This window comes from Streptomyces sp. URMC 126 (genome assembly GCF_051386555.1).
Classification (GTDB): Bacteria; Actinomycetota; Actinomycetes; order Streptomycetales; family Streptomycetaceae; genus Streptomyces.
The window spans coordinates 1-25696 of the sequence record NZ_JBPQTX010000073.1 but is presented as its reverse complement, the minus strand read 5'-3'; the positions used below and the strand labels follow the sequence as shown (position 1 = coordinate 25696).

Annotated in this window: 19 protein-coding genes and 1 riboswitch; of the genes, 4 read left to right on the top strand and 15 right to left on the bottom strand. The window is 73.1% G+C overall.

All coding sequences use genetic code 11. The annotated features are described in order from the left end of the window. Window positions 1–125 precede the first annotated feature (125 nt). The 4 genes from ACSNOK_RS11925 to ACSNOK_RS11910 form a co-directional block, all read right to left on the bottom strand. Window positions 126–857: a GntR family transcriptional regulator gene (locus ACSNOK_RS11925; protein ID WP_436780600.1), complete on the bottom strand. Its 732-nt coding sequence runs from the start codon at window positions 855–857 to the stop codon at window positions 126–128. A gap of 330 nt (window positions 858–1187) precedes the next feature. Beyond that, on the bottom strand, window positions 1188–1997 hold the full coding sequence (locus ACSNOK_RS11920; protein WP_436780599.1) for a M23 family metallopeptidase: 810 nt from the start codon (window positions 1995–1997) through the stop codon (window positions 1188–1190). A gap of 13 nt (window positions 1998–2010) precedes the next feature. Continuing rightward, window positions 2011–2167: riboswitch (cyclic di-AMP (ydaO/yuaA leader) on the bottom strand. Window positions 2168–2391: 224 nt separating this feature from the next. After that, window positions 2392–3759: a M16 family metallopeptidase gene (locus ACSNOK_RS11915; RefSeq protein ID WP_436780603.1), complete on the bottom strand. Its 1368-nt coding sequence runs from the start codon at window positions 3757–3759 to the stop codon at window positions 2392–2394. A gap of 44 nt (window positions 3760–3803) precedes the next feature. Continuing rightward, window positions 3804–5201 carry a M16 family metallopeptidase gene (locus tag ACSNOK_RS11910; protein ID WP_436780598.1) on the bottom strand — a complete coding sequence of 466 codons (1398 nt, stop codon included), beginning with the start codon at window positions 5199–5201 and terminating at the stop codon, window positions 3804–3806. A gap of 245 nt (window positions 5202–5446) precedes the next feature. Between ACSNOK_RS11910 and ACSNOK_RS11905 the strand changes: the two genes are divergently transcribed. After that, the gene (locus ACSNOK_RS11905; RefSeq protein ID WP_436780597.1) at window positions 5447–7906 is read left to right on the top strand and encodes a DNA gyrase/topoisomerase IV subunit A; all 2460 of its coding nucleotides are present in this window, start codon (window positions 5447–5449) and stop codon (window positions 7904–7906) included. Between the two features lie 35 nt (window positions 7907–7941). Here ACSNOK_RS11905 and ACSNOK_RS11900 read toward each other — a convergent pair whose 3' ends face one another. Then, complete coding sequence (locus ACSNOK_RS11900) at window positions 7942–8985, bottom strand: CobW family GTP-binding protein (protein WP_436780596.1); 1044 nt, start codon at window positions 8983–8985, stop codon at window positions 7942–7944. A gap of 159 nt (window positions 8986–9144) precedes the next feature. Between ACSNOK_RS11900 and ACSNOK_RS11895 the strand changes: the two genes are divergently transcribed. Both ACSNOK_RS11895 and ACSNOK_RS11890 read left to right on the top strand, forming a co-directional pair. After that, entirely contained in the window at window positions 9145–10068 is a 924-nt protein-coding gene (locus ACSNOK_RS11895) for a sucrase ferredoxin (RefSeq protein WP_436780595.1), read from the top strand. A gap of 175 nt (window positions 10069–10243) precedes the next feature. After that, window positions 10244–10918 carry a response regulator gene (locus ACSNOK_RS11890; protein ID WP_436780594.1) on the top strand — a complete coding sequence of 225 codons (675 nt, stop codon included), beginning with the start codon at window positions 10244–10246 and terminating at the stop codon, window positions 10916–10918. Window positions 10919–10991: 73 nt separating this feature from the next. On the opposite strand, the gene ACSNOK_RS11885 is transcribed toward ACSNOK_RS11890, so the two are convergent. The 4 genes from ACSNOK_RS11885 to ACSNOK_RS11870 form a co-directional block, all read right to left on the bottom strand. After that, window positions 10992–11675: a response regulator gene (locus ACSNOK_RS11885; protein ID WP_436780602.1), complete on the bottom strand. Its 684-nt coding sequence runs from the start codon at window positions 11673–11675 to the stop codon at window positions 10992–10994. A 146-nt stretch (window positions 11676–11821) separates the two neighbouring features. Beyond that, on the bottom strand, window positions 11822–12985 hold the full coding sequence (locus ACSNOK_RS11880; protein ID WP_436780601.1) for a sensor histidine kinase: 1164 nt from the start codon (window positions 12983–12985) through the stop codon (window positions 11822–11824). A 40-nt stretch (window positions 12986–13025) separates the two neighbouring features. Beyond that, the gene (locus ACSNOK_RS11875; protein ID WP_436780593.1) at window positions 13026–13205 is read right to left on the bottom strand and encodes a hypothetical protein; all 180 of its coding nucleotides are present in this window, start codon (window positions 13203–13205) and stop codon (window positions 13026–13028) included. A 482-nt stretch (window positions 13206–13687) separates the two neighbouring features. Beyond that, the gene (locus ACSNOK_RS11870) at window positions 13688–15808 is read right to left on the bottom strand and encodes a DNA gyrase/topoisomerase IV subunit B (protein ID WP_436780592.1); all 2121 of its coding nucleotides are present in this window, start codon (window positions 15806–15808) and stop codon (window positions 13688–13690) included. A 446-nt stretch (window positions 15809–16254) separates the two neighbouring features. Between ACSNOK_RS11870 and ACSNOK_RS11865 the strand changes: the two genes are divergently transcribed. Next, the gene (locus ACSNOK_RS11865) at window positions 16255–16485 is read left to right on the top strand and encodes a DUF7455 domain-containing protein (RefSeq protein ID WP_004949045.1); all 231 of its coding nucleotides are present in this window, start codon (window positions 16255–16257) and stop codon (window positions 16483–16485) included. Window positions 16486–16645: 160 nt separating this feature from the next. On the opposite strand, the gene ACSNOK_RS11860 is transcribed toward ACSNOK_RS11865, so the two are convergent. The 6 genes from ACSNOK_RS11860 to ACSNOK_RS11835 form a co-directional block, all read right to left on the bottom strand. Further along, the gene (locus ACSNOK_RS11860; RefSeq protein WP_436780591.1) at window positions 16646–17518 is read right to left on the bottom strand and encodes a S1 family serine peptidase; all 873 of its coding nucleotides are present in this window, start codon (window positions 17516–17518) and stop codon (window positions 16646–16648) included. A 166-nt stretch (window positions 17519–17684) separates the two neighbouring features. Next, window positions 17685–19235: an RNA polymerase sigma factor gene (locus ACSNOK_RS11855; protein WP_436780590.1), complete on the bottom strand. Its 1551-nt coding sequence runs from the start codon at window positions 19233–19235 to the stop codon at window positions 17685–17687. Between the two features lie 422 nt (window positions 19236–19657). Then, a complete protein-coding gene (locus ACSNOK_RS11850) occupies window positions 19658–20596 on the bottom strand; it encodes a FadR/GntR family transcriptional regulator (RefSeq protein WP_436780589.1) in 939 nt (312 codons plus the stop codon). A gap of 264 nt (window positions 20597–20860) precedes the next feature. Further along, a complete protein-coding gene (locus ACSNOK_RS11845; protein ID WP_436780588.1) occupies window positions 20861–22654 on the bottom strand; it encodes an ABC transporter ATP-binding protein in 1794 nt (597 codons plus the stop codon). A 168-nt stretch (window positions 22655–22822) separates the two neighbouring features. Continuing rightward, on the bottom strand, window positions 22823–23584 hold the full coding sequence (locus ACSNOK_RS11840) for an NUDIX hydrolase (protein ID WP_436780587.1): 762 nt from the start codon (window positions 23582–23584) through the stop codon (window positions 22823–22825). 120 nt (window positions 23585–23704) lie between these two features. Further along, window positions 23705–25696: glycogen debranching N-terminal domain-containing protein (locus tag ACSNOK_RS11835; RefSeq protein ID WP_436780586.1), on the bottom strand; the 1992-nt coding region annotated here is incomplete at its 5' end.

The following is a 25696-nucleotide window of genomic DNA, read 5'->3' as shown; positions in this document are numbered from 1 at the left end:
GGCCGGTGAACGGCCGCCACGGCCCCGTCGTACGTTTCACCCCGGATACGCGGACGCGCTCCGGCCGGAAATCGTCAGGGTTTCCGCCGGGGAATTCCTCGGGGCGGCCGAATACCGGACGGCCGTCACATTCCGGCGCCCGCCGTCGTACGCACGGCGCGTTTCCGGACGGCCGCCCGGGGCGCCGGAGCGGCCGGCGCCGCACGCCGGAACCGGAATGTCCCGGGCGCCCGCCCGGCGCGTCCGGCGGCGATGTCCCGGGCGCGTTCCGCGTCCCTCCTGACCACCGCGTCGACGAGCGCGGCGTGCGTCTCCCAGGTCTCCACCGGCCGCGCGGGCGGCTCCGGCGCGTACATCCAGGCGATCTTGCGCCGCACCTGGGTGAGCAGCGCGGCGAGGCTCGGACTGCCGGACGCCTGGGCGAGCGTCTCGTCGAACCAGTCGCCCAGCGGGCACAGCTCGCCCGGCTGCCCGCCCCGGGCACGCTCCCGGCCCAGCCGGACCAGCCCGCGCAACACCTTCACATGGGCCTCGGTGCGCCGCTGCGCGGCCCGGGCGGCCCCCAGCGGCTCCAGCAGCGCCCGTACCTCCAGCAGGTCGGCCGCCTCCTGCTCGGTCGGCTCGGCGACGCAGGCGCCCGCGTGCCGGCGCGTGGTCACGAAGCCCTCGGAGGCCAGTGTGCGCAGCGCCTCCCGCACCGGGACCCGCGAGACGCCGTAGCGGCGGGCGAGGAGTTCCTCGATGAGCCGGGTGCCGGGCGGGAAGGTGCCGGAGACGATGTCGTCGCGGACGGCCGCGCACACCGCCTGCGCGGAAACACGGCGGTTCTCGGAAACCGCGTCACTCACGCCGTTCACCAACGTCCCCGCATCGGACGAACCTCCGGATCGACCCCGTCGCCACTCGCCTGGCCCCGCCCGTCCCCGCTCGACCCGGCGGAAGACGACGGTCCGCACGCGCTTGACGCCTCTTCAGGGACCCGGTCGACTCTATGGCAATTCCCCGCGTTTTCCGATGGCCGTCCGAGTGCGAGGGAAGTGATTTGGCCAAGCGGAAGGAGAACGGAGAGAGCCGGAATACCGGCCCGTTTCCCCTTCGCGGCCGTGGGCGTCCGGTCCGGACGGCCGAGAGCCCCGCCCGGACGCGTGGTCCTGCGGGGCTCTGCGGAGGAAAGGCGAAGGCCGGGATCAGATGTCGACGCCGTGCGAGCGCAGGTAGGCGACCGGGTCGATGTCCGAGCCGTAGGTGGGCGCGGTGCGGGCCTCGAAGTGCAGGTGCGGGCCGGTCACGTTGCCGGTGGAGCCGGAGAGGCCGATCTGCTGCCCGGGGGTGACGGTCTGGCCGACGCTGACGCCGATCGACGACAGGTGGCCGTACTGGGTGTAGGTGCCGTCGTTGTGCTTGATGACGACGTTGTTGCCGTACGCGCCGCCGAAGCCGGCCTCGACGACGGTGCCGGCGCCCACGGCCTGCACGCTGGTGCCCTCACCGGCGTGGAAGTCGACGCCGGTGTGGCTGCCGGAGGACCACAGGCCGCTGGAGGCGTGGTACTGGGTGGAGACGAAGGAGCCGGCGATCGGCATCACGAAGGTGTTGAGGCGCTTGCGCTCCGCCTCGCGGGCCGCCCGCTCCTTCTCGGCGCGCTCGGCCTCGGCCTTCCGCTTGGCCTCGTCGGCGCGCTTCTTGACCAGGGCCGCCTGCTCCTTGGCCGCGGCCTCGGCCTTCTGGGTGGCGGTGTCCTGCTCGGCGACGCCGCGCTGCATCTGCGCCTGCTCGTCGATGCTGTCGGCCACATGGTCGGAGAGGACGACGGCCTGGGTGAGGCCGGTGTCCTGCGGGCGGGGCGCCTCGTCGGGAGAGGAGGCGGCGAAGGCCGGAGCGGCGACACCGGCGACGACGCCCGCGGCGCTCAGGGTGGCTATGCCGGCGACGTTGGCACCGACACGCACGGCACGGCTCGGACGACGGTGCTTCCCGGTGGCACGGGTGAACGCCATGGTTGCGGCTGTTCCTTTCCTTCCCTCTCGCCTACCGGGTTAGCTGACGGGTTCGGAGCAGGAAGGTCTCCTACGGCTCCCTCCGGAGAGGGACCCGATTCACCCCAGGGAACATGTGGTTCCCCGGCTCCCCTGGCTCGCGCCGTACGGGGACTCGGCGATGGCTGCCCGGGGCCGCGGTTGCGGCTCCGATCCGACGGACTGCCGCCCTGAAGCTAATCGCCGTCAGATTCGAACGGCAAACGGAACCCCGTTTTCGTGACGCACGCCACACGGAAACGGTGCAACCGCTCCTATAAATCGGGCATAACGGAGGCGCGTGACCCCCGAAGGACCCACGCGCCTCTCCGCCCCCGCGCGTGCGCCGGGGCGCACGCGGAGGATTGAGCTTCCGTCAGGCGGAAACGACCGTCACCTCGCCGATGCCGAGCGCCCGGACGGGCTCGGCGATCTCCGCGGCGTCCCCGACGAGCACGGTGACCAGGCGGTCGGCCGGGAAGGCGTTGACGACGGCCGCGGTGGCCTCCACCGTCCCGGTCTCCGCGAGGCGTTCGTACATCCGGGCCTGGAAATCGTCCTGGAGGTACTGCTCGACCTGGTCGGCCAGCGTGCCCGCGACGGCCGCCGCCGTCTCGTACTTGAGCGGCGCGACACCCACCAGGTTCTGCACGGCGACGTCGCGCTCGGCGTCCGTCAGCCCCTCGGCCGCGAGGGTGCGCAGCACCGTCCACAGGTCCGCCAGCGCCGGGCCCGTGTTGGGGGTGTCGACGGAGCCGCTGATGGCGAGCATCGCCACGCCGGTGCCGTCGGGGGCGGACCGCAGCACCTGGCCGAACGCGCGGACGCCGTAGGTGTAGCCCTTCTCCTCGCGCAGCACGCGGTCCAAGCGGGAGGTGAGCGTGCCGCCCAGGCAGTACGTGCCGAGCACCTGGGCGGGCCAGACCCGGTCGTGCCGGTCGGCGCCGACGCGGCCGATGAGCAGCTGCGTCTGGACGGCGCCGGGGCGGTCCACGATGACGACGCGGCCGGTGTCGTCGGCGGAGACGGGCGGGACGGGCCGGGGCTCGGCCGGGGAGCCCGTCCAGGCGCCGAGGGTGTCCGCCAGGGCCTGGTCCAGGTCGACCCCGGTGAGGTCGCCCACGATCACGGCGGTGGCGGTGGCCGGACGGACGTGGGCCTCGTAGAAGGCGCGCACGGAGGCGGCGTCGATGCGCTCGACGGTCTCCTCGGTGCCCTGCCGGGGCCGGGACATCCGCGAGTCGGCCGGGAACAGCTCGGCGGAGAGCGCCATGGCCGCCCGGCGGGCCGGGTTGGCGAGCTCGTGCGGGATCTCGTCCAGGCGGTTGCGGACCAGGCGCTCGACCTCGTTGTCGGGGAAGGCCGGGGCGCGCAGGGCGTCGGCGAGCAGCCCCAGGGCCTTGGTCAGCCGGGAGGCCGGGACCTCCAGGGAGAGCCGGACGCCGGGGTGGTCGGCGTGGGCGTCCAAGGTCGCGCCGCACCGCTCCAGTTCGGCCGTGAAGTCCTCGGCGCTGAGCTTGTCCGTGCCCTCGGAGAAGGCGCGGGCCATGATCGTGGCCACGCCCTCCAGGCCGGCCGGCTCGGCCTCCAGCGGCGCGGCGAGGCTGACCTCGACGGCGACGACCTGCTGGCCGGGGCGGTGGCAGCGCAGCACGGTCAGGCCGTTGGGCAGCCGGTCACGGTCGGGGGCGGGGAAGTTCCACGGGGTGGCCGTGCCCGGCCGGGGCCGCGGGTGGAACTGCATGGTGGGCTCGGCGGTGCCGGTGGCGCCCACGACTGCGGCTTCGCTCACTGGGCCGTCTCCTGTTCCTGTGCGATGACGTCGGCGGCGTCGGCTTCCCGCGCGGGGGCGTCCTCGGTCCCGTCCGCGCCCGCGGCCTGCGGCCCGGTCGGTTCGTAGACGAGCACCGCGCGGTTGTCGGGGCGCAGCCGCGCCTTGGCGACGGCCTGCACCTCCTCCGGAGTGATGTCCAGGACGCGCCGGACCGCGGTGAGGGCGAGCTGCGGGTCGCCGAAGAGGACGGCGAACCGGCAGAGTTCGTCGGCCCGTCCGCTGACCGTGGCCAGCCGGTCCAGCCACTCGCGCTCCAGCTGGGCCTGGGCGCGCTCCATCTCCTGGGCGGTGGGCCCCTCCAGGGCGAAGCGGGCCAGCTCCTCGTCGACGGCCGTCTCGATGTCGGGGACCTCGACGCCGGCGGACGCCTTGACGTCCAGCCAGCCCAGCGAGGGGGCGCCCGCCAGGCGCAGCATGCCGAAGCCCGCCGCGACGGCGGTGCGGTCGTGGCGGACGAGGCGGTTGTGCAGCCGCGAGGACTCGCCGCCGCCGAGGACGGTCAGCGCCAGGTCGGCGGCGTCCGCCTCACGGGTGCCGTCGTGCGGCAGGCGGTAGGCGGCCATCAGGGCGCGCGAGGGCACCTCCTCGCGGACCACCTGGCGCAGCTGCTCGCCGATGACCTCGGGCAGGGCGCCGTCGCGCGGCGGCTGCTTGCGGTCGTGGGCGGGGATGGACCCGAAGTACTTCTCGATCCAGGCGAGCGTCTGTTCGGGGTCGATGTCGCCGACCACGGCGAGGACGGCGTTGCCGGGCGCGTAGTACGTGCGGAAGAACTCCCGCGCGTCCTCCAGGGAGGTGGCGTCCAGGTCGGCCATCGAGCCGATGGGCGTGTGGTGGTAGGGGTGGCCCTCCGGGTAGACCATCGCCGTCAGCCGCTCGAACGCCGTGCCGTAGGGCACATTGTCGTACCGCTGGCGGCGCTCGTTCTTGACGACGTCGCGCTGGTTCTCCATGGACTCGTCGTCGAGCGCGGTGAGCAGCGAGCCCATCCGGTCGGCTTCCAGCCACAGCGCCAGCTCCAGCTGGTGGGCGGGCATGGTCTCGAAGTAGTTGGTCCGCTCGAAGCTGGTGGTGCCGTTGAGCGAGCCGCCGGCGCCCTGCACCAGCTCGAAATGGCCGTTGCCCTTCACCTGCGCCGAACCCTGGAACATCAGGTGCTCGAAGAGGTGGGCGAGGCCGGTGCGGCCCTTGACCTCGTGGCGCGAGCCGACGTCGTACCAGAGGCAGACTGCCGCGACCGGGGTCAGATGGTCCTCCGAGAGCACCACCCGCAAGCCGTTGGCCAGGCGGTGCTCGGTCGCTGTCAGGCCGCCGGTGCCGGCCTGTTGCGCGGCCGTGTGACCCATGGGCATGTACGTCCCTTCGATCGCTCGATATCTCGCTGCATCCCGCGCCGCCGTTACCCGCCCGCGGCGCCCGCGACGACTCGCGTGATGAACACTGCTGTCACTGTATGCAAGCGCACCGACATCCGGCGAAGTTCCCGGGGCCGGTGCGCTCCTCGCGGACGGGTCGCGGTCGGCGTTGTCAGTGGGGAGGTCCACAATGGTCGGCGTCAGTCCGCCCCCGGCAATCGACCGAAGGAGCCGCAGCCGCGATGGCCCGCCGCAGCACGAAGACCCCGCCGCCGGAAGAGTTCGAGGAGCGCATCCTCGACATCGACGTCGTCGACGAGATGCAGGGCTCCTTCCTCGAGTACGCCTACTCCGTCATCTACTCCCGCGCCCTGCCCGACGCCCGCGACGGCCTCAAGCCGGTGCAGCGCCGCATCCTCTTCCAGATGAACGAGATGGGCCTGCGGCCGGAGCGCGGCTATGTGAAGTGCGCCCGTGTCGTCGGCGAGGTGATGGGCAAGCTGCACCCGCACGGTGACGCCTCCATCTACGACGCGCTGGTGCGCATGGCGCAGCCGTTCTCCATGCGGCTCCCGCTCGTCGACGGCCACGGGAACTTCGGCTCCCTGGGCAACGACGACCCGCCGGCCGCCATGCGGTACACCGAGGCCCGGATGGCGTCCGCCACCTCGCTGATGACGGAGTCGATCGACGAGGACACGGTCGACTTCGGGGCCAACTACGACGGCAGCGAGAAGGAGCCGGTCGCCCTCCCGGCCGCCTATCCGAACCTGCTGGTCAACGGCGCCACGGGGATCGCGGTCGGCATGGCGACGAACATGCCGCCGCACAACCTGGGCGAGGTGATCGCCGCCGCCCGGCACCTGATCCGGCACCCCAACGCCGACCTCGACACCCTGATGAAGTACGTCCCCGGCCCCGACCTGCCCACAGGCGGCCGGATCGTCGGCCTGAACGGCATCCGGGACGCGTACGAGACCGGGCGCGGCACCTTCAAGATCCGCGCCACCGTCTCCGTCGAGAACGTGACGGCCCGCCGCAAGGGCCTGGTGGTGACCGAGCTGCCGTTCGCGGTCGGCCCGGAGAAGGTCATCTCCAAGATCAAGGACCTGGTCGGCGCGAAGAAGCTCCAGGGCATCGCCGATGTGAAGGACCTCACCGACCGGGCGCACGGCCTGCGGCTGGTCATCGAGATCAAGAACGGCTTCAACCCCGAGGCCGTGCTGGAGCAGCTCTACAAGCTGACCCCGATGGAGGAGTCCTTCGGCATCAACAACGTCGCGCTGGTGGACGGCCAGCCGCTGACGCTGGGGCTCAAGGAGCTGCTGGAGGTCTACGTCGACCACCGCTTCGAGGTGGTCCGGCGGCGCAGCGAGTTCCGCCGCGGCAAGCGCCGTGACCGGCTTCACCTGGTCGAGGGTCTGCTGGTGGCGCTCGTTGACATCGACGAGGTCATCAGAATCATTCGATCGAGCGATAACGCCGCGGCGGCGAAGGCGTCACTCGTCGAGCGCTTCTCCCTCTCCGAGGTGCAGACGCAGTACATCCTCGACACCCCGCTGCGCCGGCTGACGAAGTTCGACCGGATCGAGCTGGAGGACGAGCGCACCAAGCTGACCTCGGAGATCGAGGCCCTGACGAAGATCCTCGAATCGGACGCCGAGCTGCGCAAGCTGGTCTCCTCGGAACTGGCCGACGTGGCCAAGAAGTTCGGCACCGACCGTCGTACGGTCCTGCTCCAGTCGGCGGGCGCCCCGGCGTCGGCCGTGCCGCTCCAGGTCGCCGACGACCCCTGCCGGGTGCTGCTCTCCTCGACCGGTCTGCTGGCCCGTACCGCCACCGGCGAGCCGTTCACGCCCGGCACGGGCGAGGCCAAGCGGGTCAAGCACGACGTGATCGTCTCGGCGGTCCCCGCCACGGCGCTGGGCGAGGTCGGCGCGGTGACCTCGGCCGGACGGCTGCTGCGGCTGCGGGTGATCGATCTGCCCCAGCTGCCGGAGACGGCCGCGGCGCCCAACCTCGCCGGCGGCGCGCCGATCGCGGAGTTCCTGTCGTTGGCGGACGGCGAGCGGGTGGTCTGCCTGACCACGCTGGACGAGTCCTCGCCCGGCCTCGCCATCGGCACGGAGCAGGGCGTCGTCAAGCGCGTGGTCCCCGACTACCCGGCCAACAAGGACGAGCTGGAGGTCATCTCCCTCAAGTCCGGTGACCGCGTCGTGGGCGCGGTCGAGCTGCGGACCGGCGAGGAAGACCTGGTCTTCATCACCGACGACGCGCAGTTGCTGCGCTACCAGGCCGGGCAGGTCCGGCCGCAGGGCCGGCCCGCGGGCGGCATGGCGGGCGTGAAGCTGTCCTCCGGAGCCAAGGTGATCTCCTTCACCGCCGTCGACCCCGCGGAGGACGCGGTGGTCTTCACGGTCGCCGGGGCCGCGGGCGGGCTGCCCGGCGCGGCCTCCGAGGGGACGGCGAAGCTGACGCCGTTCGACCAGTACCCGCGCAAGGGCCGGGCCACCGGCGGCGTGCGCTGCCAGCGGTTCCTCAAGGGCGAGGACTGCCTCGTCCTGGCCTGGGCGGGAGCCGCTCCGGCCCGCGCCGCGGCGGCCAACGGCACCCCCGTGGCCCTGCCGGAGCCCGACCCGCGCCGCGACGGTTCCGGCACGCCGCTGGCCAAGCCGGTCGCGGTGGTGGCCGGACCGGTGTGACCGGGCCGGACGCCCGGGGCTGACCTCGCGCCGGGTCAGCCCTGGGTGTACCGCAGGACGCCCCACATGCTGTGGTCGTCGGCGTCCCGCGGTGCCGGGTTCCGGCAGGCGTCCAGGCCGTCCCGGAGCGCGTCCCCGTCCACGCCGCGGCCGATCATCACCAACTGGGTGCGGCGGGGCTCCGACCGGGCCCAGGGCGAGCGGTACATCCGCAGGAAGTCCCCGACCGCGTGCAGGGCGAACTTCTGCCGGTGCCCGGGCACCCCGAAGTACACGAACCCCTTGATCCGGTAGAGCCCTTCCGGCCTGCGGTCCAGGAACTCCATGAAGCGGCGGGGGTGCAGCGGGTCGTCGGAGACGAACTCGACGCTCTCGTACGCCGCGTGCAGGTGCCCCTCGTGCCCGTCGTGCGCGGCGTCGTGCTCCTCGTGGACCAGGTCCTCGAAGGAGAGCTGCCGGATCGCCTCCAGGCGGTCCTCGCGCGGCTTGCGGTCGAAGAGCAGCTCGGGGTCGACCCGGCCGTGTGACGAGGCGACGACGGGGGTGCCGGGCGCCAGCCCCGCGAGGACCGCTTCCAGCTCCTCCCGCTCGGCGTCGGCCACCCGGTCGGTCTTGTTGAGCACCACCAGGTCCGCGATGCCCAGGTGCCGGTCGAGCTCGGGGTGGCGCTCACGGGTGCGGCCGAACTCGGCGGCGTCCACCACCTCGACCAGACCGCCGTAGACGATGCTCTCGTTGTCGCTGGCCAGGATCATCCGGACCAGTTCCTCCGGCTCGGCCAGCCCACTGGCCTCGATCACGATGACATCGATCCGGGCCGCCGGCCGGGCCAGCCGCTCCAGGAAGCCGTCCAGCTCGCTGGTGTCGACGGCACAGCACAGGCAGCCATTGCCGAGCGACACCATGGAGTCCACCTGGCCGGCCACGCTCATGGCGTCGATCTCGATGCTGCCGAAGTCGTTGACCACCACGCCGATCCGGCTGCCGCCGCTGTGCGCCAGCAGATGGTTGAGCAGCGTCGTCTTGCCCGACCCGAGAAAGCCCGCGAGCACGATGACGGGGATCTGTCGTCTGGCCACGCGAGCACCTTCCGTGGGTCGGTCCGGGAACGCGGCAGCCCGCGTACGACTGCCCGCCGGCGGGCGGCCGGGCACCCGCGCGCCCCAGGATATGGTCGTACCGGAGAGCGGGGCCGACCGGGCGCGCAGAGCCCTTCGCCCCAGGTTAGGCTCGCCTATGTGAGCACGTGCGCCACCGCTTCCCGACTGCTGACCGAGCCGCTGACCGGTACGGCCGTCACCGCCCCCACCTGGCTGCTGATCGAACAGCCCGGTCCTTGGGGAGCCAAGGCGCTCACGGGCAGCCGCCTCGACCCGGCCGTGGGCCGGGCCCTGGAGAAGGCGGCCGCCGGTACGGGCGTACGGGTCGCCCTCATCCGCCGCCCCGGCCGGCACGCCGACTGCCGCCCGCCGGCCGGCCGCCGGATCTTCGTCGCGCACACGGCCCCCGGCCGCTCCTGGATCCGCACCACCGAGCTCGACGACCCGGCGTCCCTGCCGGCTCTCGACTTCCCCGCACTCGGCGCCGGCCGGCACGGCGGCCTCTGGGAGCGGTACACCGGCGATCCGCTCGCCCTCGTGTGCACCAACGGCAAGCGCGACCGCTGCTGCGCCCTGCTGGGCCGCCCGCTCGCGGCGGAGCTGACGGCCGCCGGGGGCACCGGGGTGTGGGAGGTCACCCACATCGGCGGCCACCGCTTCGCGCCGACCCTCTTCGTCCTGCCCTTCGGCTACGCGTACGGCCGGGCCACCGCCCACGGGGTGAAGGAAGTACTGGAAGCCGCCCGCGAGGGCCGGGTGGTGACCGCGAACTGCCGCGGCCGCTCCACCTGGGACCGCCCCGCCCAGGCCGCCGAACTGGCCGTCCGCGACCTCACCGCCGAGCCGTACGCGGACGCCCTGGACGTGATCGGCACCGTCGCCATGACCGGCGCCACAGGCTCCGCCGTCCGCCACGAGGTGACCGTGGCCCATACCGACGGCCGGTCCTGGCGGGTCGTCGTCGAACAGGGCGCCGCCGAACCGCCCCGCCCGGAGAGCTGCGGCCGGGCCCTCGGCTCGCCGGCCCGGATGGACGTCGTCGCCGTCGTCCCGCTCGCCTGAGCGGCCATGGAACCGCTCCTTCCCCACCGGCCGCCCCTCCGCGCGTTCCACCGCTTGAGCACAGGAACCCTGTTCTGCTCGTTCTGCGCGCGCTAGAACAGGTGACGGCACGACGGGGACCGCACGACGGCGCGACCGCAGGCCTCCCGGCCACACCGCTCGAAGGGGTGAACCAATGATCGAAGTCCTCGTCGTGGACGACGACTTCCGTGTGGCGGAGATCAACGCGGCGTACGTAGAACGGGTTCCGGGCTTCCGGGTACGGGCCACCGCCCACAACGCGGCGCAGGCCATGGCCGTTCTGGAGCGCGAACGCGTCGACCTGATGCTGCTCGACCAGTACCTGCCGGACGAGACGGGCCTGTCGCTCATGGGCCGCGTCCGGCAGTCGGGACATCTGACGGACGTCATCATGGTGACCGCGGCCCGGGACATCGCCACCGTCCGCACGGCCATCCGTTACGGAGCCCTGCAGTACCTCGTCAAGCCGTTCTCCTTCCCGGGCCTGCGGGTGAAGCTGGAAGCCTACGCCCGGCTCCGGCTGGCCTTGGACGGCACCGAGGAAGCCGAGCAGGAACAAGTGGACCGGATCTTCGGCACCCTGCGCACGGCCGCCTCCCCGCCCTTGCCCAAGGGCCACTCGGCCCCGACGGCGGAGCTGATCCGCCGGGTGCTCCGCGACGCCGCGCACCCCCTGTCCGCCCACGAGGTCGCCACGCGCGCCGGACTGAGCCGCTCCACCGCCCAGCGCTACCTCAAGCGCCTGGAGGCATCCGGCCGGCTGAGCCTCACCCTGCGCTACGGCTCCACGGGCCGCCCGGAACACCGCTACACCTGGTCCGGCCACTGACCGCACCACCCCGGACAGCGGGGCCGAACCGAACACCTCCCTCCGACGTTCCTTCCCCGCAATATCCGCGCCGTCAGCCGCGCCCCCCAGGCCCGGGCCCGAGAGGCCCGGCGATGCCGTGACGGAACGCGTACCGGACGGCCTGCGCCCGGTCCCGCACCCCCGTCTTGGCGAAGAGGTTGTTGATATGCGTCTTCACCGTGGCCGTGCTGACATGCAGTCTCCGGGCGATCTCCGTGTTCGACAGCCCTCCCGCGACCAGGGCCAGAACCTCCGCCTCCCGCGCGGTCAGCCCGTCGGGCAGCGCCTCCCCCGGCCCCCGAGGGCCCTGCGTCCAGCCGTCGGCGACCGGACGGGACGCTCCACCCCAGCCCCCTGTCGCCGCGACGGGCGCCGCCGCCAGCCGCTCCAGCAGCCTCCGCTGTACGTGCGGGGAGAGCCCCGCCGCCCCCGACCGAACGTCCGCGATCGCCCGGACGATCTCCTCTCCCCCGGCGTCCTTGGTCAGATAGCCCCGTGCCCCGGCCTCAAGCGCGGGGAACAGCGAGTCGTCGTCACCGAAGGTCGTGAGCACCACGACCTGGGTGCCCGGATGGCTCGCACGGATACGCCGGGTGGCCTCGACACCGTCGCACCGCGGCATGCGCAGATCCATCAGCACCACGTCCGGGGCGTGCTCGGCGACGAGCCGCACGGCCTCCAGCCCGTCGGCCGCCGACCCGACGACCTCGATACCGGGCAACAGGCCCAGCAGCATCACGATCCCCTCACGCACCACCGTCTGGTCGTCCACGACCAGGACCCGCGCCGGCGGCCGCTCCGCCTCGCTCGCTCCGCTCACACCGCTCCCGCCTCCCGAACGCAACTGCCCTTCCCCCAGCCTGCCGTGCTCCTCGTCCCTCATCACGCCGGGACTCTCAGGCGCACCACGAATCCCCGCCGGCCCTGGCCCGCCGGTCCGGCCTCCAGGCTGCCGCCCAGCAACTCGGCCCGCTCCCGCATGCCGAGCAGCCCGTACCCGGCTCCCGAGGCGGCCAGTTCGGTGTTCCTCCCCCGCGCCCCACCGTCGTGAACCGCCAGTTCGACTTCTCCCTCCAAATAGGAGAACTCCATCTCGACCCGCGCGCCCGGAGCGTGTTTGCGCACATTGGTGAGCGCTTCCTGAGCGACCCGGCGCACCGCCTGCCCGGCCTCCGCCGGAAGCCGGCGCGGCTCCCCGGTCACCCGCAGGTCGGCCCCCTGCCCGGCCGCGAGGTCCCGCAGGAACTCCTCCGGGCGCGTCATCTCCCCCCGCAGCGCGGACAGCGCCTGCCGCGTCTCGGCCAGCCCCTCCCTCGCCATCATCCGCGCGGCCACGATCCGTTCGAGGACCCGCTCCCGTTCCGCGCCGCTCTCGACCAGCAGCCGCGCGGCCTCCAGATGCACCAGCTGCGCCGAGAGACTGTGGGCGAGAACGTCATGGATCTCCCGTGCGATCCGCGCCCGCTCGTCCAGCGCGGCCGTCTCGGCCTCCGCCCGGCGCGCGGCCCGTTCCTGGGCCAGCATCCGGAATCCGGCCCCCCGCGCCTCCTCGTCCAGCCGCAACGAGTAGCCGATGAGCAGCACCAGGGCCACCGTCCCGGCCGTCCCCGGCCACGAGCCCCCCGTGGTCAGCACATAGGCCCCGAGCGGGATCACCGCCAGCCCGAGCGCGGGCCCGAGCGGCAACCGCTCCACCGCGACGACCGCCGCGACGCACCACAGCCCGGTGGCGGTGACATGCGTCCCCGCCCACTCGGCGAGCGCTCCCGCCACGACCGGCACCGCCAGCCACCCGACCGAGGCGGACAGCCGCCGGTCGAGCGTCGTGACGAAGCACCGCCAGATCGCGACGCCGCACACCGCGAACCCCGCGGCCACCACGGCGTACTGCCACCGCGGAAGCGCGTCCTCCCGCACCACGCCGACGAAGAACGCCCCGACCAGTACGGCCCGTACGATCCAGGTCAGCGCCCGGCGACGGCGAGGCACCCCTATGGAGGAGAGCGCCTCCCGGGCAGGCCACGCGGTCCAGCTCTCCCTGGGCACGTCCGGCTCCTCCACCACGGCTCCCGTCTCGGCCACCGTCTCAGCCACCGGCGACGACACCGTACGACGGAAGCGTCCGCCGGGCCCGCAGCACCACGATCCCGGCGCGCGCCACCAGCATCGCGGCGAGCGTGATCAGGGCAGCCGCCGTCCCCTGGCGCACGCCGGCCAGCGCGCCGATCCCGAAGAGCCCCAGCCGCAGCACCAGCCCGCCGCCCATATCCCGGCCGCGGCCTTCGTGCCCAGCGCCCAGACCGCCCCCGACTCGTCGGCCCATATTCGGGTGGTCCAGGCCCAGGCGGCACCAGTGGCGAGCCCGACCGCCACTCCCGCCGCCAGCAGCCCCACGGACGCCACCCGGTGGCCGGCGTCCACCATCCCCGGCTCCCTGGCCGCGACGACGACCAGCACCGCGGGCGCGACCCACCACGCCCGCCCGTCAGAGACCACCTTCCGCGGCCTGAACTGCCGGACGACGACAAGCGCGACGACGGCGACGATCACCCCCGCGTCGATCACACCGGACATGGAAGGCCCCTCCGTTGAACGTGAACACGGCGGCCGGCCGCCGGACGAACACGCCGCCGGCCGACACATCCGACGTTACGGAGCCGGCGCCCGGCACGGATCGGAGCACGGGTGGAGCGAGGGTGGATCAAGCGACAGCCCGGGTGGAGACCCTCTCCACCCGGGGGTGGAGACTCAGGCGTCGATGCGCGAGCGGTCGAGCGTCGCCGCCGAGTTGGTGATGAACTCCTTGCGCGGCGCGACCTCGTTGCCCATCAGCAGGTCGAAGGTGCGCTCGGCGGCCTCCAGGTCGCTGATGTTGATCCGGCGCAGGGTGCGGTGCCGCGGGTCCATCGTGGTCTCCGCGAGCTGGTCGGCGTCCATCTCGCCGAGGCCCTTGTAGCGCTGGACGGAGTCCTTGTACCGGATGCCCTTGCGCTCCAGTTCCAGCAGCGTCTGCCGGAGCTCGTTGTCGGAGTACGTGTAGATGTACTTGTCCTGCCCCTTCTTGGGGTTGGTGAGCTCCACCCGGTGCAGCGGCGGCACCGCGGAGAACACCCGCCCCTCCTCCACCATCGGCCGCATGTAGCGCTGGAAGAGGGTGAGCAGCAGGATCCGGATGTGCGCGCCGTCGACATCGGCGTCGGCGAGGAAGATGACCTTGCCGTAGCGGGCGGCGTCGATGTCGAAGGTCCGGCCGGACCCGGCTCCTATCACCTGGATGATCGCCCCGCACTCGGCGTTCTTGAGCATGTCCGAGACCGAGGCCTTCTGCACGTTCAGGATCTTGCCGCGGATCGGCAGCAGTGCCTGGAACTCCGAGTTCCGCGCCAGCTTGGCGGTGCCCAGCGCCGAGTCGCCCTCGACGATGAACAGCTCGCTGCGCTCCACGTCGTCGCTGCGGCAGTCGGCCAGCTTGGCCGGCAGCGACGAGGACTCCAGCGCCGTCTTGCGGCGCTGCGCCTCCTTGTGCTGCCGGGCGGCGATCCGCGTCCTGGCCGCCGCGACGATCTTCTCCAGCACGGCCCGCGCCTGCTGCTTCGCGTCGCGCTTGGTCGACGTCAGGAACGCCTTGAGCTCCTTGGCGACGACGTTGGCGACGATCCGGGAGGCGGCCGAGGTGCCCAGCACCTCCTTCGTCTGCCCCTCGAACTGCGGCTCCGCCAGCCGCACCGTCACCACCGCCGTGAGGCCCTCCATGGCGTCGTCCTTGACCACGTCGTCCTCGGCGACGCGCAGCAGCTTGCTCGCGCGCAGCGCGTCGTTGACGGTCTTGGTGACGGCCCGCTCGAAGCCCGCGACGTGGGTGCCGCCCTTCGGGGTGGCGATGATGTTGACGAAAGACCTGACCGTCGTGTCGTAACCCGTGCCCCAGCGCAGCGCGATGTCCACCCCGAGCTCCCGGGTGACCTCGGTGGGCGTCATGTGCCCGCGCTCGTCGAGGACGGGCACGGTCTCCTTGAACGTGCCCTGCCCGCTGAGCCGCAACACGTCGCAGACGGCCTTGTCCTGCGCGAGGAACTCGCAGAACTCGCTGATCCCGCCGTCGTAGCGGAACGTCTCCTCGGTGACGTCCGTGCCGTCCAGGCCGCGCTCGTCACGGACCACGATGGTCAGGCCGGGCACCAGGAAGGCCGTCTGCCGGGCGCGCCCGTACAGCGTCTCCAGGGACAGCTTGGCGTCCTTGAGGAAGATCTGGCGGTCCGCCCAGTAGCGGATCCGGGTGCCCGTCCGGGTCTTGGGCACCTTCTTGCCCTTGAGCAGTCCGTTGGCCGGGTCGAAGGGCGCGTCGGGGCCGGACTCGGTGAAGATCCCCGGCACACCGCGCCGGAAGCTGACCGCGTGCGTCCTGCTGTTGCGGTCCACCTCGACGTCCAGGCGCGCGGAGAGCGCGTTGACGACCGAGGCGCCCACACCGTGCAGACCGCCCGAGGCGGCGTACGAGCCGCCGCCGAACTTGCCGCCGGCGTGCAGCTTGGTCATCACGACCTCGACGCCCGACAGCCCGGTCTTGGGCTCGACGTCCACCGGGATGCCCCGGCCGTTGTCCCGGACCTCCACGGAACCGTCGTCGTGGAGGATCACCTCGATGCGGTCGCAGTAGCCGCCCAGGGCCTCGTCGACGGAGTTGTCGATGATCTCCCAGAGGCAGTGCATCAGGCCGCGGCTGTCCGTGGACCCGATGTACATGCCGGGACGCTTCCGGACGGCTTCCAGTCCTTCGAGGACGAGCAGGTGCCGCGCGGTGTAGTTGGATCCGTCCCGGTCTGCCCCGGTCAGCAATGCGGTGGACGGCACGGACGTATCGGCGGTCACGCGGTTCGCTCCTCGCTGAATTTCTCTGTCACCCGACTGCGGGCGCATGGCTGGCTCGTTCGCCGTTCAGAGGGTACCGAGGCCCGGTAGAGCCTTTGTGCCGCCACCCGCGGCGCCGACCATGCTAGTCCAGTTTCGAATACCTGTTCGATGACTCGATGGGGTGACGCGCACATCACGTTCCCTTGGAGGCATGAACCATTTAGGCTCCGGGCACGTCCTGAAGAACAACCCGGCAAGCCGGCCGGGAGGACGGACCCCCCGACGATGTGAACCTCAGCGATGTGAAACCGTAGACCCACGCAATACGGCTCATTCGCCGCCAAACGTCAAGATCCGGCTCACTCGGAAGGAACTTTCGAGGAAAAGCCACGAGCGGGAACGTTTTCGGCCTGGTTGGATGTTGACCCTGGTACGACAGCTCGTCGAGCTAGAGAAGAGGCGACGTGACTACTGTTCTGACCCCCGCGAGCCCGCTGACGGCCGCTGACCGCTGCGACCGGTGCGGCGCTCAGGCTTACCTGCGCGTCGTTCTCCTGAGCGGCGGTGAGCTGCTGTTCTGCGCCCACCACGGGCGCAAGTTCGAGCCGGAGCTCAAGAAGATCGCCGCGGAGATACAGGACGAGACCGAGCGACTGACGGCCGTCCCGGCCTCCGCGTCCGACGAGGACCGCTGAGGTCCTCCCCGAGGACCGCTGAGTCCACCGCTGGAACGCTGGCACATCGCATCCACGACGAGCGACGTCCGACCCCTGTGGGCTGGGCAGCGACGGGCGGCGCCCCCACCGGGGGCGGCCGCCCGTCCTCGTCGGGTCGCCCTCGCGCTCGCCGCCGCCCTCACGACGGAACAGCCGGGCGGGCCAGCTGTGCGAGCCCCTGAGAGGCGTGCTGCTTCGCGTCCACACTGTGTGCCGTGACCATCGCGGAAACGGCCGAGATACGCGTATAGACCCCTGGACGGCCCGGCTGGGCGCACCCGGCCCCCCAGGACACCAGTCCCACCAGTCGCCCGTCGGCCACCAGCGGCCCCCCGCTGTCCCCTTGGCAGGCGTCCTTGCCGCCTTCCGGCCAGCCGGCGCACAGCATCGTCTTGCGGTCGTAGGCTCCGTCGGCGCCCCCGGGATAGGCCTTCTCGCAGAGCTCGTCGCCGAGGACGAGCACCGACGCGGCCCGCAGGGTGTCCGAGTACGATCCGTTGCCCTCGGTGTCACCCCAGCCGTACACCATAGCCGGCGTATTCGCCGCGTAGACCGGCTCGCCCTGCTGGGCCATCGCGATGGCACGGCCGTCGGGAAGGGGCTCCGCCAAGGTGAGGACGCCGACGTCCCCGGAGTTGGTCCCCGCGCTGAAGTCCGGATTGACCCACGCCTCCTTCACGGCCAGCTCTTTCCCGGCCGTTCCCCGGAGATCGTCGCGGCCCACGATGACCCGCAGATCGGACGCCGCGCTCGGTTCCGCGCCGAGCACGTCACTGGTGAGGCAGTGGGCGGCCGTCACGATGGTGCTGCGCCCGACGACGACGCCACCGCAGAACTGCCCGGAGCGCGTGACGCCGAAGCGCTGACGGCTGGCCAGGGCCACCACCCACGGAGCGTCCGAGGTCTTCACCTCCTGCCCGCCCACGACCAGCCGCTCGTCGGCCACCGCGGGCCCCGGCACGGCGAGCAGCAGGGCCAGTGCGGCGGTCAGCGAACAGCCCAGGGCGCGCATACGGTCTCCTGACGCAGCGGAGTCACTTGCGTTCCCAGAGTCAACCCACGCCTCATCCGCCGCATCCGGAGTCCGCCGTCCGCCGGACCCATGCAACACGAGGGCCCGGCCCCTCACGAAGAGGAGCCGGGCCCCGTGCCGGGACGGCTGGGAGGCCGCCGGAGGATCAGTCCAGGTAGTCGCGCAGCACCTGCGAACGCGAGGGGTGGCGCAGCTTGGACATGGTCTTCGACTCGATCTGACGGATACGCTCACGCGTCACCCCGTAGACCTTGCCGATCTCGTCGAGCGTCTTCGGCTGACCGTCGGTGAGACCGAAGCGCATGGACACCACGCCGGCCTCGCGCTCGCTGAGCGTGTCCAGAACCGAGTGCAGCTGCTCCTGCAGAAGCGTGAAGCTGACCGCGTCGGCGGGGACGACCGCCTCGGAGTCCTCGATGAGGTCACCGAACTCGCTGTCCCCGTCCTCACCCAGCGGGGTGTGGAGGGAGATCGGCTCACGGCCGTACTTCTGGACCTCGATGACCTTCTCGGGGGTCATGTCGAGCTCCTTGGCCAGCTCCTCCGGGGTGGGCTCGCGGCCCAGGTCCTGGAGCATCTGGCGCTGCACGCGCGCGAGCTTGTTGATGACCTCGACCATGTGCACCGGGATACGGATGGTGCGGGCCTGGTCGGCCATGGCTCGCGTGATCGCCTGGCGGATCCACCAGGTCGCGTAGGTCGAGAACTTGTAGCCCTTGGTGTAGTCGAACTTCTCGACCGCACGGATCAGACCGAGGTTGCCCTCCTGGATCAGGTCCAGGAAGAGCATGCCGCGGCCGGTGTAGCGCTTGGCCAGGGAGACCACCAGTCGGAGGTTGGCCTCCAGCAGGTGGTTCTTGGCCCGCCGGCCGTCCTCGGCGATGATCTCCAGCTCGCGCTTGAGCTTCGGCGCGAGCTTGTCCGCGTTGGCCAGCTTGTCCTCGGCGAACAGACCGGCCTCGATCCGCTTGGCGAGCTCCACCTCCTGCTCGGCGTTGAGGAGGGGGACCTTGCCGATCTGCTTGAGGTAGTCCTTGACCGGGTCCGCGGTGGCACCGGCCACCGCGACCTGCTGCGCCGGGGCGTCGTCCTCGTCCTCGTCGGACAGGACGAAGCCCTTGTTCTCGCCGGTCTCCTCCTCCTCGTCGACCTTGCCGGGAGTGGGGGTCTCGTCGACGAGCTCGTCCTCGAGGAGCTCGTCGGCGTCCTTCTTGGCGGTGGCCTTCTTGGCCGTCGTCTTCTTGGCGGTGGCCTTCTTGGCCACCGTCTTCTTCGCGGCCGTCTTCTTCGCGGCGGCCTTCTTGGCGGGCGTCACGGCCTCGTCGCCCGCCTCGTCGCCGTAGCCCGCGGCGGACGTGGCGGCGGCCGCGGACGACGGGCGGGACGTGACCGTCTTGGACGAGACGGCCTTGGTGGCGGTGCGCTTCGCCGGGCTCTTCGCTGCGACGCTCTTGCGGGTGCGCTTGGGCGCCTCTGCCGCACTGACCATCAGCGTCACACCTTCCTCATCGAGGACCTGGTTGAGGCTGCGCAGAACGTTCTTCCACTGGGTTGGCGGAATCTGGTCAGCCTCGAAGGCCCGACGCACGTCGTCGCCGGCGATCTGCCCCTCGGCCTTTCCCTGCTCGATGAGCGCCATCAGAGACTCGGATTCGGCGATCTCCGGCGGGAGCGTACGGGATGTGCTGGCCGACACGAACAACCTCTCGGAACGATGGAAACGGCTTCCGGCTCCATCCGCTGGGGATCGGAGCCGACGACCGCCGGCAAGGATGAACCGACGGCGCGGGCGATAGTGCGGTGCAACACAGCGCCTCTTCCGAGGCCTGTATTCCCTCCGCGGCCACCACCTCTTTAGTCATCGCGCTGTCTCAAGGAGCGTTACGCCCAATCCCCGTGGCCCGAGTCACACCCTATAACGGTGCGAAACGCCACTTAAAGGGACGGATCGATGCGCTTCTCCGCAGCTTGACCCAAGACCGGCGGCGCGTTTCCTCTCGCATGCGCCCGTACGGATCGCCCCGCGCGGTCCTGCGACTCCGCGCGCGGCCGTACGCGCGGGGCGGACGAACAGTCCCGCGCGCGTCTCCCCTTGTCCGTGCGGTCCGTTCCCGCGGATCAGTGCTCGCGCGGCGCGGGCACGGCCCGCTCGACCTCCGGATGCGACACGAGCAGCTGACGCATGGCGGATTCCGCGGCGGCCGCGTCGCCCGCGCCGACGGCGTCGACGATCCGGAGGTGGTGACCGACACCCGCGTCGGTGGGGCGGTCGCAGCCGCCGGCCGAGGCGCCGGAGACGTGGAGGGCCGCCGACACGATGCCCGACAGATGCTCCAGCATGCGGTTGCCCGCGACCTGGAGCAGCAGGGTGTGGAACTCGGCGTCGGCGCGGGAGAAGGTGAGCGAGTCACCCTGGGCCAGGGCGTGCCCCATGATCTCCGCCATGTCGGCGAGGCGCTGCTGCACGTCCTCGCGGCCGTGCCCGGCGGCCAGCCGCGCGGCCAGCGGCTCGATGATCCAGCGGAGCTCGCAGAGCTCCCGGCGCTGGTCGTCGCGCTGGGGCCCGAAGGCCCGCCACTCGATGATGTCCGGGTCGAGGAGGTTCCAGTCGCTGACCGGACGGACCCTGGTGCCGACGTTGGGGCGGGCGCTGACCAGACCTTTGGCCTCGAGGACGCGCAGCGACTCCCGGACGACGGTGCGGGAGACTTCGAAGCGCTGGCCGATCTCCTCCGGGACGAGCGGGCGGTCGGCGCCGAGGTCGCCGGAGACGATCATCTGCCCCAGCTGCTGGACGAGCTGGCCGTGCAGCCCCCGGCCCCGGCTGCCGGCCGCCCGGCGGCCGGCGCGGCCCAGCTCCGCGTCACCGTCCCAGGCGTGCGCGGAACCGCGGTCGGCCCCGGGGGCCTCCGCGTAGGAGTAGCGGTCGAGCTCGCCCGGGCCCGTCAGGCCGGAGTCGGCGGGGCGAGCCGCGGTCATCATGGTGTGCGCAAGGGTACTCACGTCTCCTTTGTCGGCGACGGGCCGACGGGCCTTGAGGTCTTTGGTGAAAAGCACACGAAAGGGTGATCGCCCATTACCTCACAATTGACGTCCAAACGGACAGATTTGGGCACTCTTCGAGGTCGGACGCGTACGGACAGCTATAGAGGGCCGGTTCCGGAGCGTGTCGTAGGGCCTCTCCCCACCGGCGCCCACGGAGCCGGTGCCCGCCGATGACGTCCGCGTTTCCCGCCGGCCCGGCCGGCCGCCGGTTACGCTCCGTACCCCTCGACGTTCGGGGCGGCCGCGCGGCGGGCCCGCGGCGTCCTAGCACAGTCCTCATCGCGGTCTCCCGCGGAACACCATGAGGACGTAGGCCCCGAGCAGCCCGGTCAGCGCCAGCACGAGGGCCCAGCCGACGGGCTGGGAGACCAGCCGCAGCGCCGTCGAGAATCCCTCGTCCATGCCCGCCGGCCACTGGAGCGGCGCCGTGGAGCGGAGCCGCTCGGGCAGCCCGGCCAGCGACCGGGCCGCGGGACGGGCGAGCACGGCGTTCACCACGGGGACCACCAGTGTCGGCACCACCAGTACCCCGACGAGCCCCAGGAGCGTCGACCGGAACAGGCCCGCGGCGAGCAGCCCGGCCCACGCGCAGCCGAGGGTGAGCGCCACCCACCCGGCGAGGGCGCCGGGCCAGGCCTCGGGGAGGCGCGCCGCCGCCGCTCCGAAGAGGAGCCGCACCGACGCGGCGTCCAGGGCCACCGAGGAGAGGGCGAGCGACAGCGCGAGGACGGCCGTGGCCGTGAGCTTGCCGCCGAGCAGCGCCAGCCGCCGGGGGACGCCGCCCGCGTCCGGCGCCAGGGCCGGGTAGCGGTACTCCTGCCCGAACGCCAGCGCTCCCAGGACGCCCGCGCCGAGCGCGGCCGGCGGCAGCGGGAGCGGTGCGGGCCAGCCGGTGAGCAGGCTGGGCCCGGACGCTCCGGCCCGGGCCAGCAGAACCGAGGCGAGCAGCGAGAGCAGGAGGGCGGCGGCGAGCACGAACCAGCCGGTGCGCACACCGGCGAAGCGGTACAGCTCGTAGCGCAGCGGCCACGCCGGGCCGGGGGACGGAAGGGCCGGCTGCACGCGGGAGAGCGGCCCTTCCGGAGCGTCGCCGCCGGGAGCGGCGTGGACGGCCGCCGGAGCGTCGGGGGCGGGGGCGGGGGCGGCCGGGCGGCGGCCGTCGGCGCGCTGCAGCGGGGGAACGGGCCCGGCCTCGACCTCCTCGGCGAGCCGGTGGACGAGGATGCCGTGCCGGTAGGCGGTCTCCCCCACGGCGGCGCAGGTGCTGCCGTAGACCGCGAGGGCGCTGCCGCCCTCGTGGACGACCTCCACGGACGGGGCCTCGGAGGGCGGGCAGGCGGCTTCCGCCTCGGCGGAGAGGATGTGCGCGAGCCGGGCCGCCGACGGCGACCGGACGGCGACGCGCGGTCTGAGGCGGGCCCGGGCGAACACCGCGGTCTCCTGGTCGGCGACGAGACGTCCGCGGTGGATGGTGACGACCTGGTCGCCGAGGCGCGCCGCCTCCCCCGGGGAGGACGAGGTGACGAGCACGGCCCCGCCCTGGGCGGCGTAGCCGCGGAGGAGCCCGTGCAGCCAGGCGGTCTCCCGGGGGGAGAGATCGGCGGTCGGCTCGTCGAGAACGAGGGTGTGCGGGTCGCCGAGAAGGGCGGCGGCGATGCCCAGGCGGCGGTCCATGCCGCGGGAGAAGTCCCCGATGCGCTGGTCGGCCAGTCCGCTCAGGCCGACGACGTCGAGCACCTCGTCGGCGCGGGTCGCGGGCACTCCGGCCGCCGCGCCGAGCATGCGCAGGTGACCGCGGGCCGTACGGCCGGGGTGGCCGGGGACATCGCCCAGGAGCACGCCGACCTCGCGGACCGGGTGGGCGACGCGGTCGAGGCTGCGACCGCGGAACAGGGCGACGCCGCGGCCCGGGTCGAGCCGCAGCATGAGGCGCAGGGCGCTGGTCTTGCCGGCGCCGGCCTCTCCGAGCAGGACGGTCACGCGCCCGGGGCGGGCCTCGAAGGTCAGGTCGTCGACGACGGGGGGCCGGTTGCGGCGGGGGACGCTGGTCAGTCCGATGGCCTGGATCATGACTTCCCTCGCGGGGGGCGTGGGTCGGTCCCGCGCGCCGGGGAAGGGACGCGCGGGAGCACGGGGCGTACCGCAGCACCGTAACCCGATATGTCCTATTTGCTACGCAGCGGAGCCAGCGGCGTGTCCCTGTCGGGCCCGGGCCTGACGGAGCGGGGCGCGCCGGGGCTAGGCCTCCGGGCGGAGCATGGGCGGGTTGAGGAGGGTGGCACCGCCGGCGCGGAAGAGCTGGGCGGGGCGGCCGCCCTGCCGGGTCGTCGTCCCGCCGGTGGGGACCAGGAAGCCGGGGGTGCCGGTCACCTTGCGGTGGAAGTTCCGCGGGTCCAGGGCGACGCCCCAGACGGCCTCGTAGACCCGGCGCAGCTCTCCGACGGTGAACTCCTGGGGGCAGAAGGCGGTGGCGAGGGACGAGTACTCGATCTTCGAGCGGGCGCGCTCCACCCCGTCGGCGAGGATGCGGGCGTGGTCGAAGGCCAGCGGGGCCGCCTGCTCGCCCTCCCGGGCGTGGCCGTCCTGGTTCAGCAGGTCCTCGACCGGGGCCCAGCGCACACTGTGCGCGTCGCCGCCGGCGCGGGGCGCGGGCAGATCCGGGGCGAGCGCGAGGTGCGCGACGCTGACGACCCGCATCCGGGGGTCGCGCTTGGGGTCGCCGTAGGTGGCGAGCTGTTCGAGGTGGGCCGCCTGGGCCGTGGCGGGGCAGGCGGGGTCGTGCAGGACGCGCAGCCCGGTCTCCTCCGCCAGCTCGCGGGCCGCGGCGGTCGCCAGGTCCTCGTCGGGCCGGACGAATCCGCCGGGCAGCGCCCACCGGCCCTGGAAGGGGGGCTCGCCGCGGCGCACCGCCAGCGCGCACAGGGAGTGCCGCCGCACGGTGAGCACGACCAGGTCGACGGTGACGGCGAAGGGCGGGAAGGCCGACGGGTCGTAGGGCATGACGCGATCATAGTCGTCTGCTTGACGATAAACAGGTTCTTGTCCCTCGTGGACCACGGTCGGATCCGCCGTGCCGCGTGAGGCTCCGCGGGGGTCCCCGAGGGGAACGGTGCGCACGGCTCACACTCCCAGTTGCAGTCCGTCGGCGGCTTCCTCCACCATGCCCAGGCCCAGCCGGCCGACACGTACGGCGAAGGGCTGTTCGGCGACCCGCAGCCCCGTGAACCGCAGCGCGCCCAGCGGCGCCGAACCGGGCGGACGGACCGTCACACCGCCCGCCGGCACGTCGGGCCGTACCCCGGCGAACGCCGTCAGCAGATGGACGGCGCCGGCCGCCGCCACGGCCGCCGGGCGGCAGGCCGCCGGGTGGGGCAGGGGGGCGCTTCCGGTGGTGCGCTGCTCGCCCGCGTACATCTCGGGCAGCCGGTGGGCGAAGGCCTCGGCGGCGTCCAGCACGCCGCGGGCGAGGGAGCCGGCCTCCTCGAAGCCGGCCGCGGCCAGCCCCGCTACGGCGACGGCCGTCTCGTGGACGCGTACGGCGCCGCCGCGGTGGCCGAAGGGGTTGTGTCCCCCTTCCCTGACGCCGAGGCTGCGCAGTCCCCAGCCGGAGTCGAGGGCGGGGCTGCCCAGCAGCCTGGCCAGTTGTTCGGTGCGGGCCCGGTCGAGCAGGCCGGGGGCGTACTCGCCCCCGCCGAGCAGCCCGGTGTCGAGGAGGTGGGCGGCGGCGCAGCCGAGGTGCGGGACGGGTTCGCCGTCCGGGGCCAGGGCGGCCACCGGGCGGCCGCCGCCGCGGTCGTCGGCCCAGAAGTCCTCGCGGAACCGGCGTCGCAGATCGGCCGCCCAGCCACGCCACTCCTCGGCCCCCGGGCGGCCGTGGGCGTCGAGGAGGTCGGCGCCCAGCAGGGCGGCCCGGTGGGCGTGGGCCTGCACCTCGCAGCGGTACGGGCCGCCGGGCGCCGGGTCCGCCAGGTAGCCGCGGTCGCCGGCGGCCGTGCGCAGCCAGGCCAGGCAGCGTTCGGCCGCCGGGATCAGCGGCTCGGTCTCCTGGGCGGACAGGCCCCAGCGCCTGGCCTCCGCGAGGACGGTGGGAAACAGCAGCGTCGCCTCGATCCCCGTGCAGCCCGGCGGGAGGTGGGCCCCGGCGTGCCGCAGCGCGCCGGGGATGCGGCCCCGGTCCGGCCCGGGGCCGGGGAGCTGGGCGCGGGCGAGGGTGCGCAGCGTCCCGGCGGCCAGCCGGACGCCGAGCGGGAGGGTCATCCGGGCGGCCCAGAGGGCCTCGGCGGGGGCGAGTCCGCCGCAGCGCCAGGGGACGCCGGCGGCGACGTGCACATCCCCGGGGATCTTGGGGTCGCGGACGAGCAGGGACCTCAGGTCGTCGAGGCTGCCGGCCAGCAGGGCGGCGGCCCGTGGGTCGTCGCCGTCCGCCTGGGCGTCGCCCCAGGGCGCCGGGGCACGCGTCCGGACGCGGGGGCCTTCGGGCGGGCGCGGCCTGCCGGGGATCTCGGGGCGGACGCGCAGCTCGACGCCGCGGGTGCCGCCCGGCGGCAGCCGTATCTCCCAGCAGAGCAGACCGGCCGAGGCCAGCGCGTCGTCCGGCGGCGGGTCCGCGGTCACCACGGAGTGCAGCCCGGGCGCCGTCCACCGGAGGCCCGAACCGTGGACGGCGGCGGGCAGTTCGGGCGCCGCGGTGCCGTGGGCGATCAGGCCGAGGTCCGCGAGGTCGGTGCCGAGCGACACCTCGACCCGGAGCCGGGCCTCGCGGGTCGACGCGCTGCGCAGCGTCATCCGCTCCACGCCCTCGGCGTCCCGGACCCGCTCCACCGTGACGGCGGGGTCCGGCCCCTCGTCCGCCGCGGTGCGGAGCGTGGCGACGAACCGCGCCCGGCCGGCGTCGACCAGCCGGCCCTGGAGGGGCACCGGCTCGGCCCCGTCCACCCGGAGCACACAACGTGCCAGCAGGCGGCGGCCGTTGAGGTAGAAGCCGTCCAGACCGTGGCCGGTGAGCTGCCCGTGCTCCTGGGAGATCGCCAGGGCGGGCAGGGCGACGCACATCAGCGCCGTGTGGACCGGGCGTGGGCCGTGGGGGCGGGCCTCGCCGGGGCGCCGGGGAAC

Excerpts from the sequence above, each read along its gene's own strand:
- ACSNOK_RS11920 (WP_436780599.1), bottom strand. The coding sequence starts at position 1,997 with ATGGCGTTCACCCGTGCCACCGGGAAGCACCGTCGTCCGAGCCGTGCC.
- ACSNOK_RS11915 (WP_436780603.1), bottom strand. The coding sequence starts at position 3,759 with ATGCAGTTCCACCCGCGGCCCCGGCCGGGCACGGCCACCCCGTGGAAC.
- ACSNOK_RS11910 (WP_436780598.1), bottom strand. The coding sequence starts at position 5,201 with ATGCCCATGGGTCACACGGCCGCGCAACAGGCCGGCACCGGCGGCCTG.
- ACSNOK_RS11905 (WP_436780597.1), top strand. The coding sequence starts at position 5,447 with ATGGCCCGCCGCAGCACGAAGACCCCGCCGCCGGAAGAGTTCGAGGAG.
- ACSNOK_RS11890 (WP_436780594.1), top strand. The coding sequence starts at position 10,244 with ATGATCGAAGTCCTCGTCGTGGACGACGACTTCCGTGTGGCGGAGATC.
- ACSNOK_RS11885 (WP_436780602.1), bottom strand. The coding sequence starts at position 11,675 with ATGCTGCTGGGCCTGTTGCCCGGTATCGAGGTCGTCGGGTCGGCGGCC.
- ACSNOK_RS11875 (WP_436780593.1), bottom strand. The coding sequence starts at position 13,205 with ATGGGCGGCGGGCTGGTGCTGCGGCTGGGGCTCTTCGGGATCGGCGCG.
- ACSNOK_RS11860 (WP_436780591.1), bottom strand. The coding sequence starts at position 17,518 with ATGCGCGCCCTGGGCTGTTCGCTGACCGCCGCACTGGCCCTGCTGCTC.
- ACSNOK_RS11845 (WP_436780588.1), bottom strand. The coding sequence starts at position 22,654 with ATGATCCAGGCCATCGGACTGACCAGCGTCCCCCGCCGCAACCGGCCC.
- ACSNOK_RS11840 (WP_436780587.1), bottom strand. The coding sequence starts at position 23,584 with ATGCCCTACGACCCGTCGGCCTTCCCGCCCTTCGCCGTCACCGTCGAC.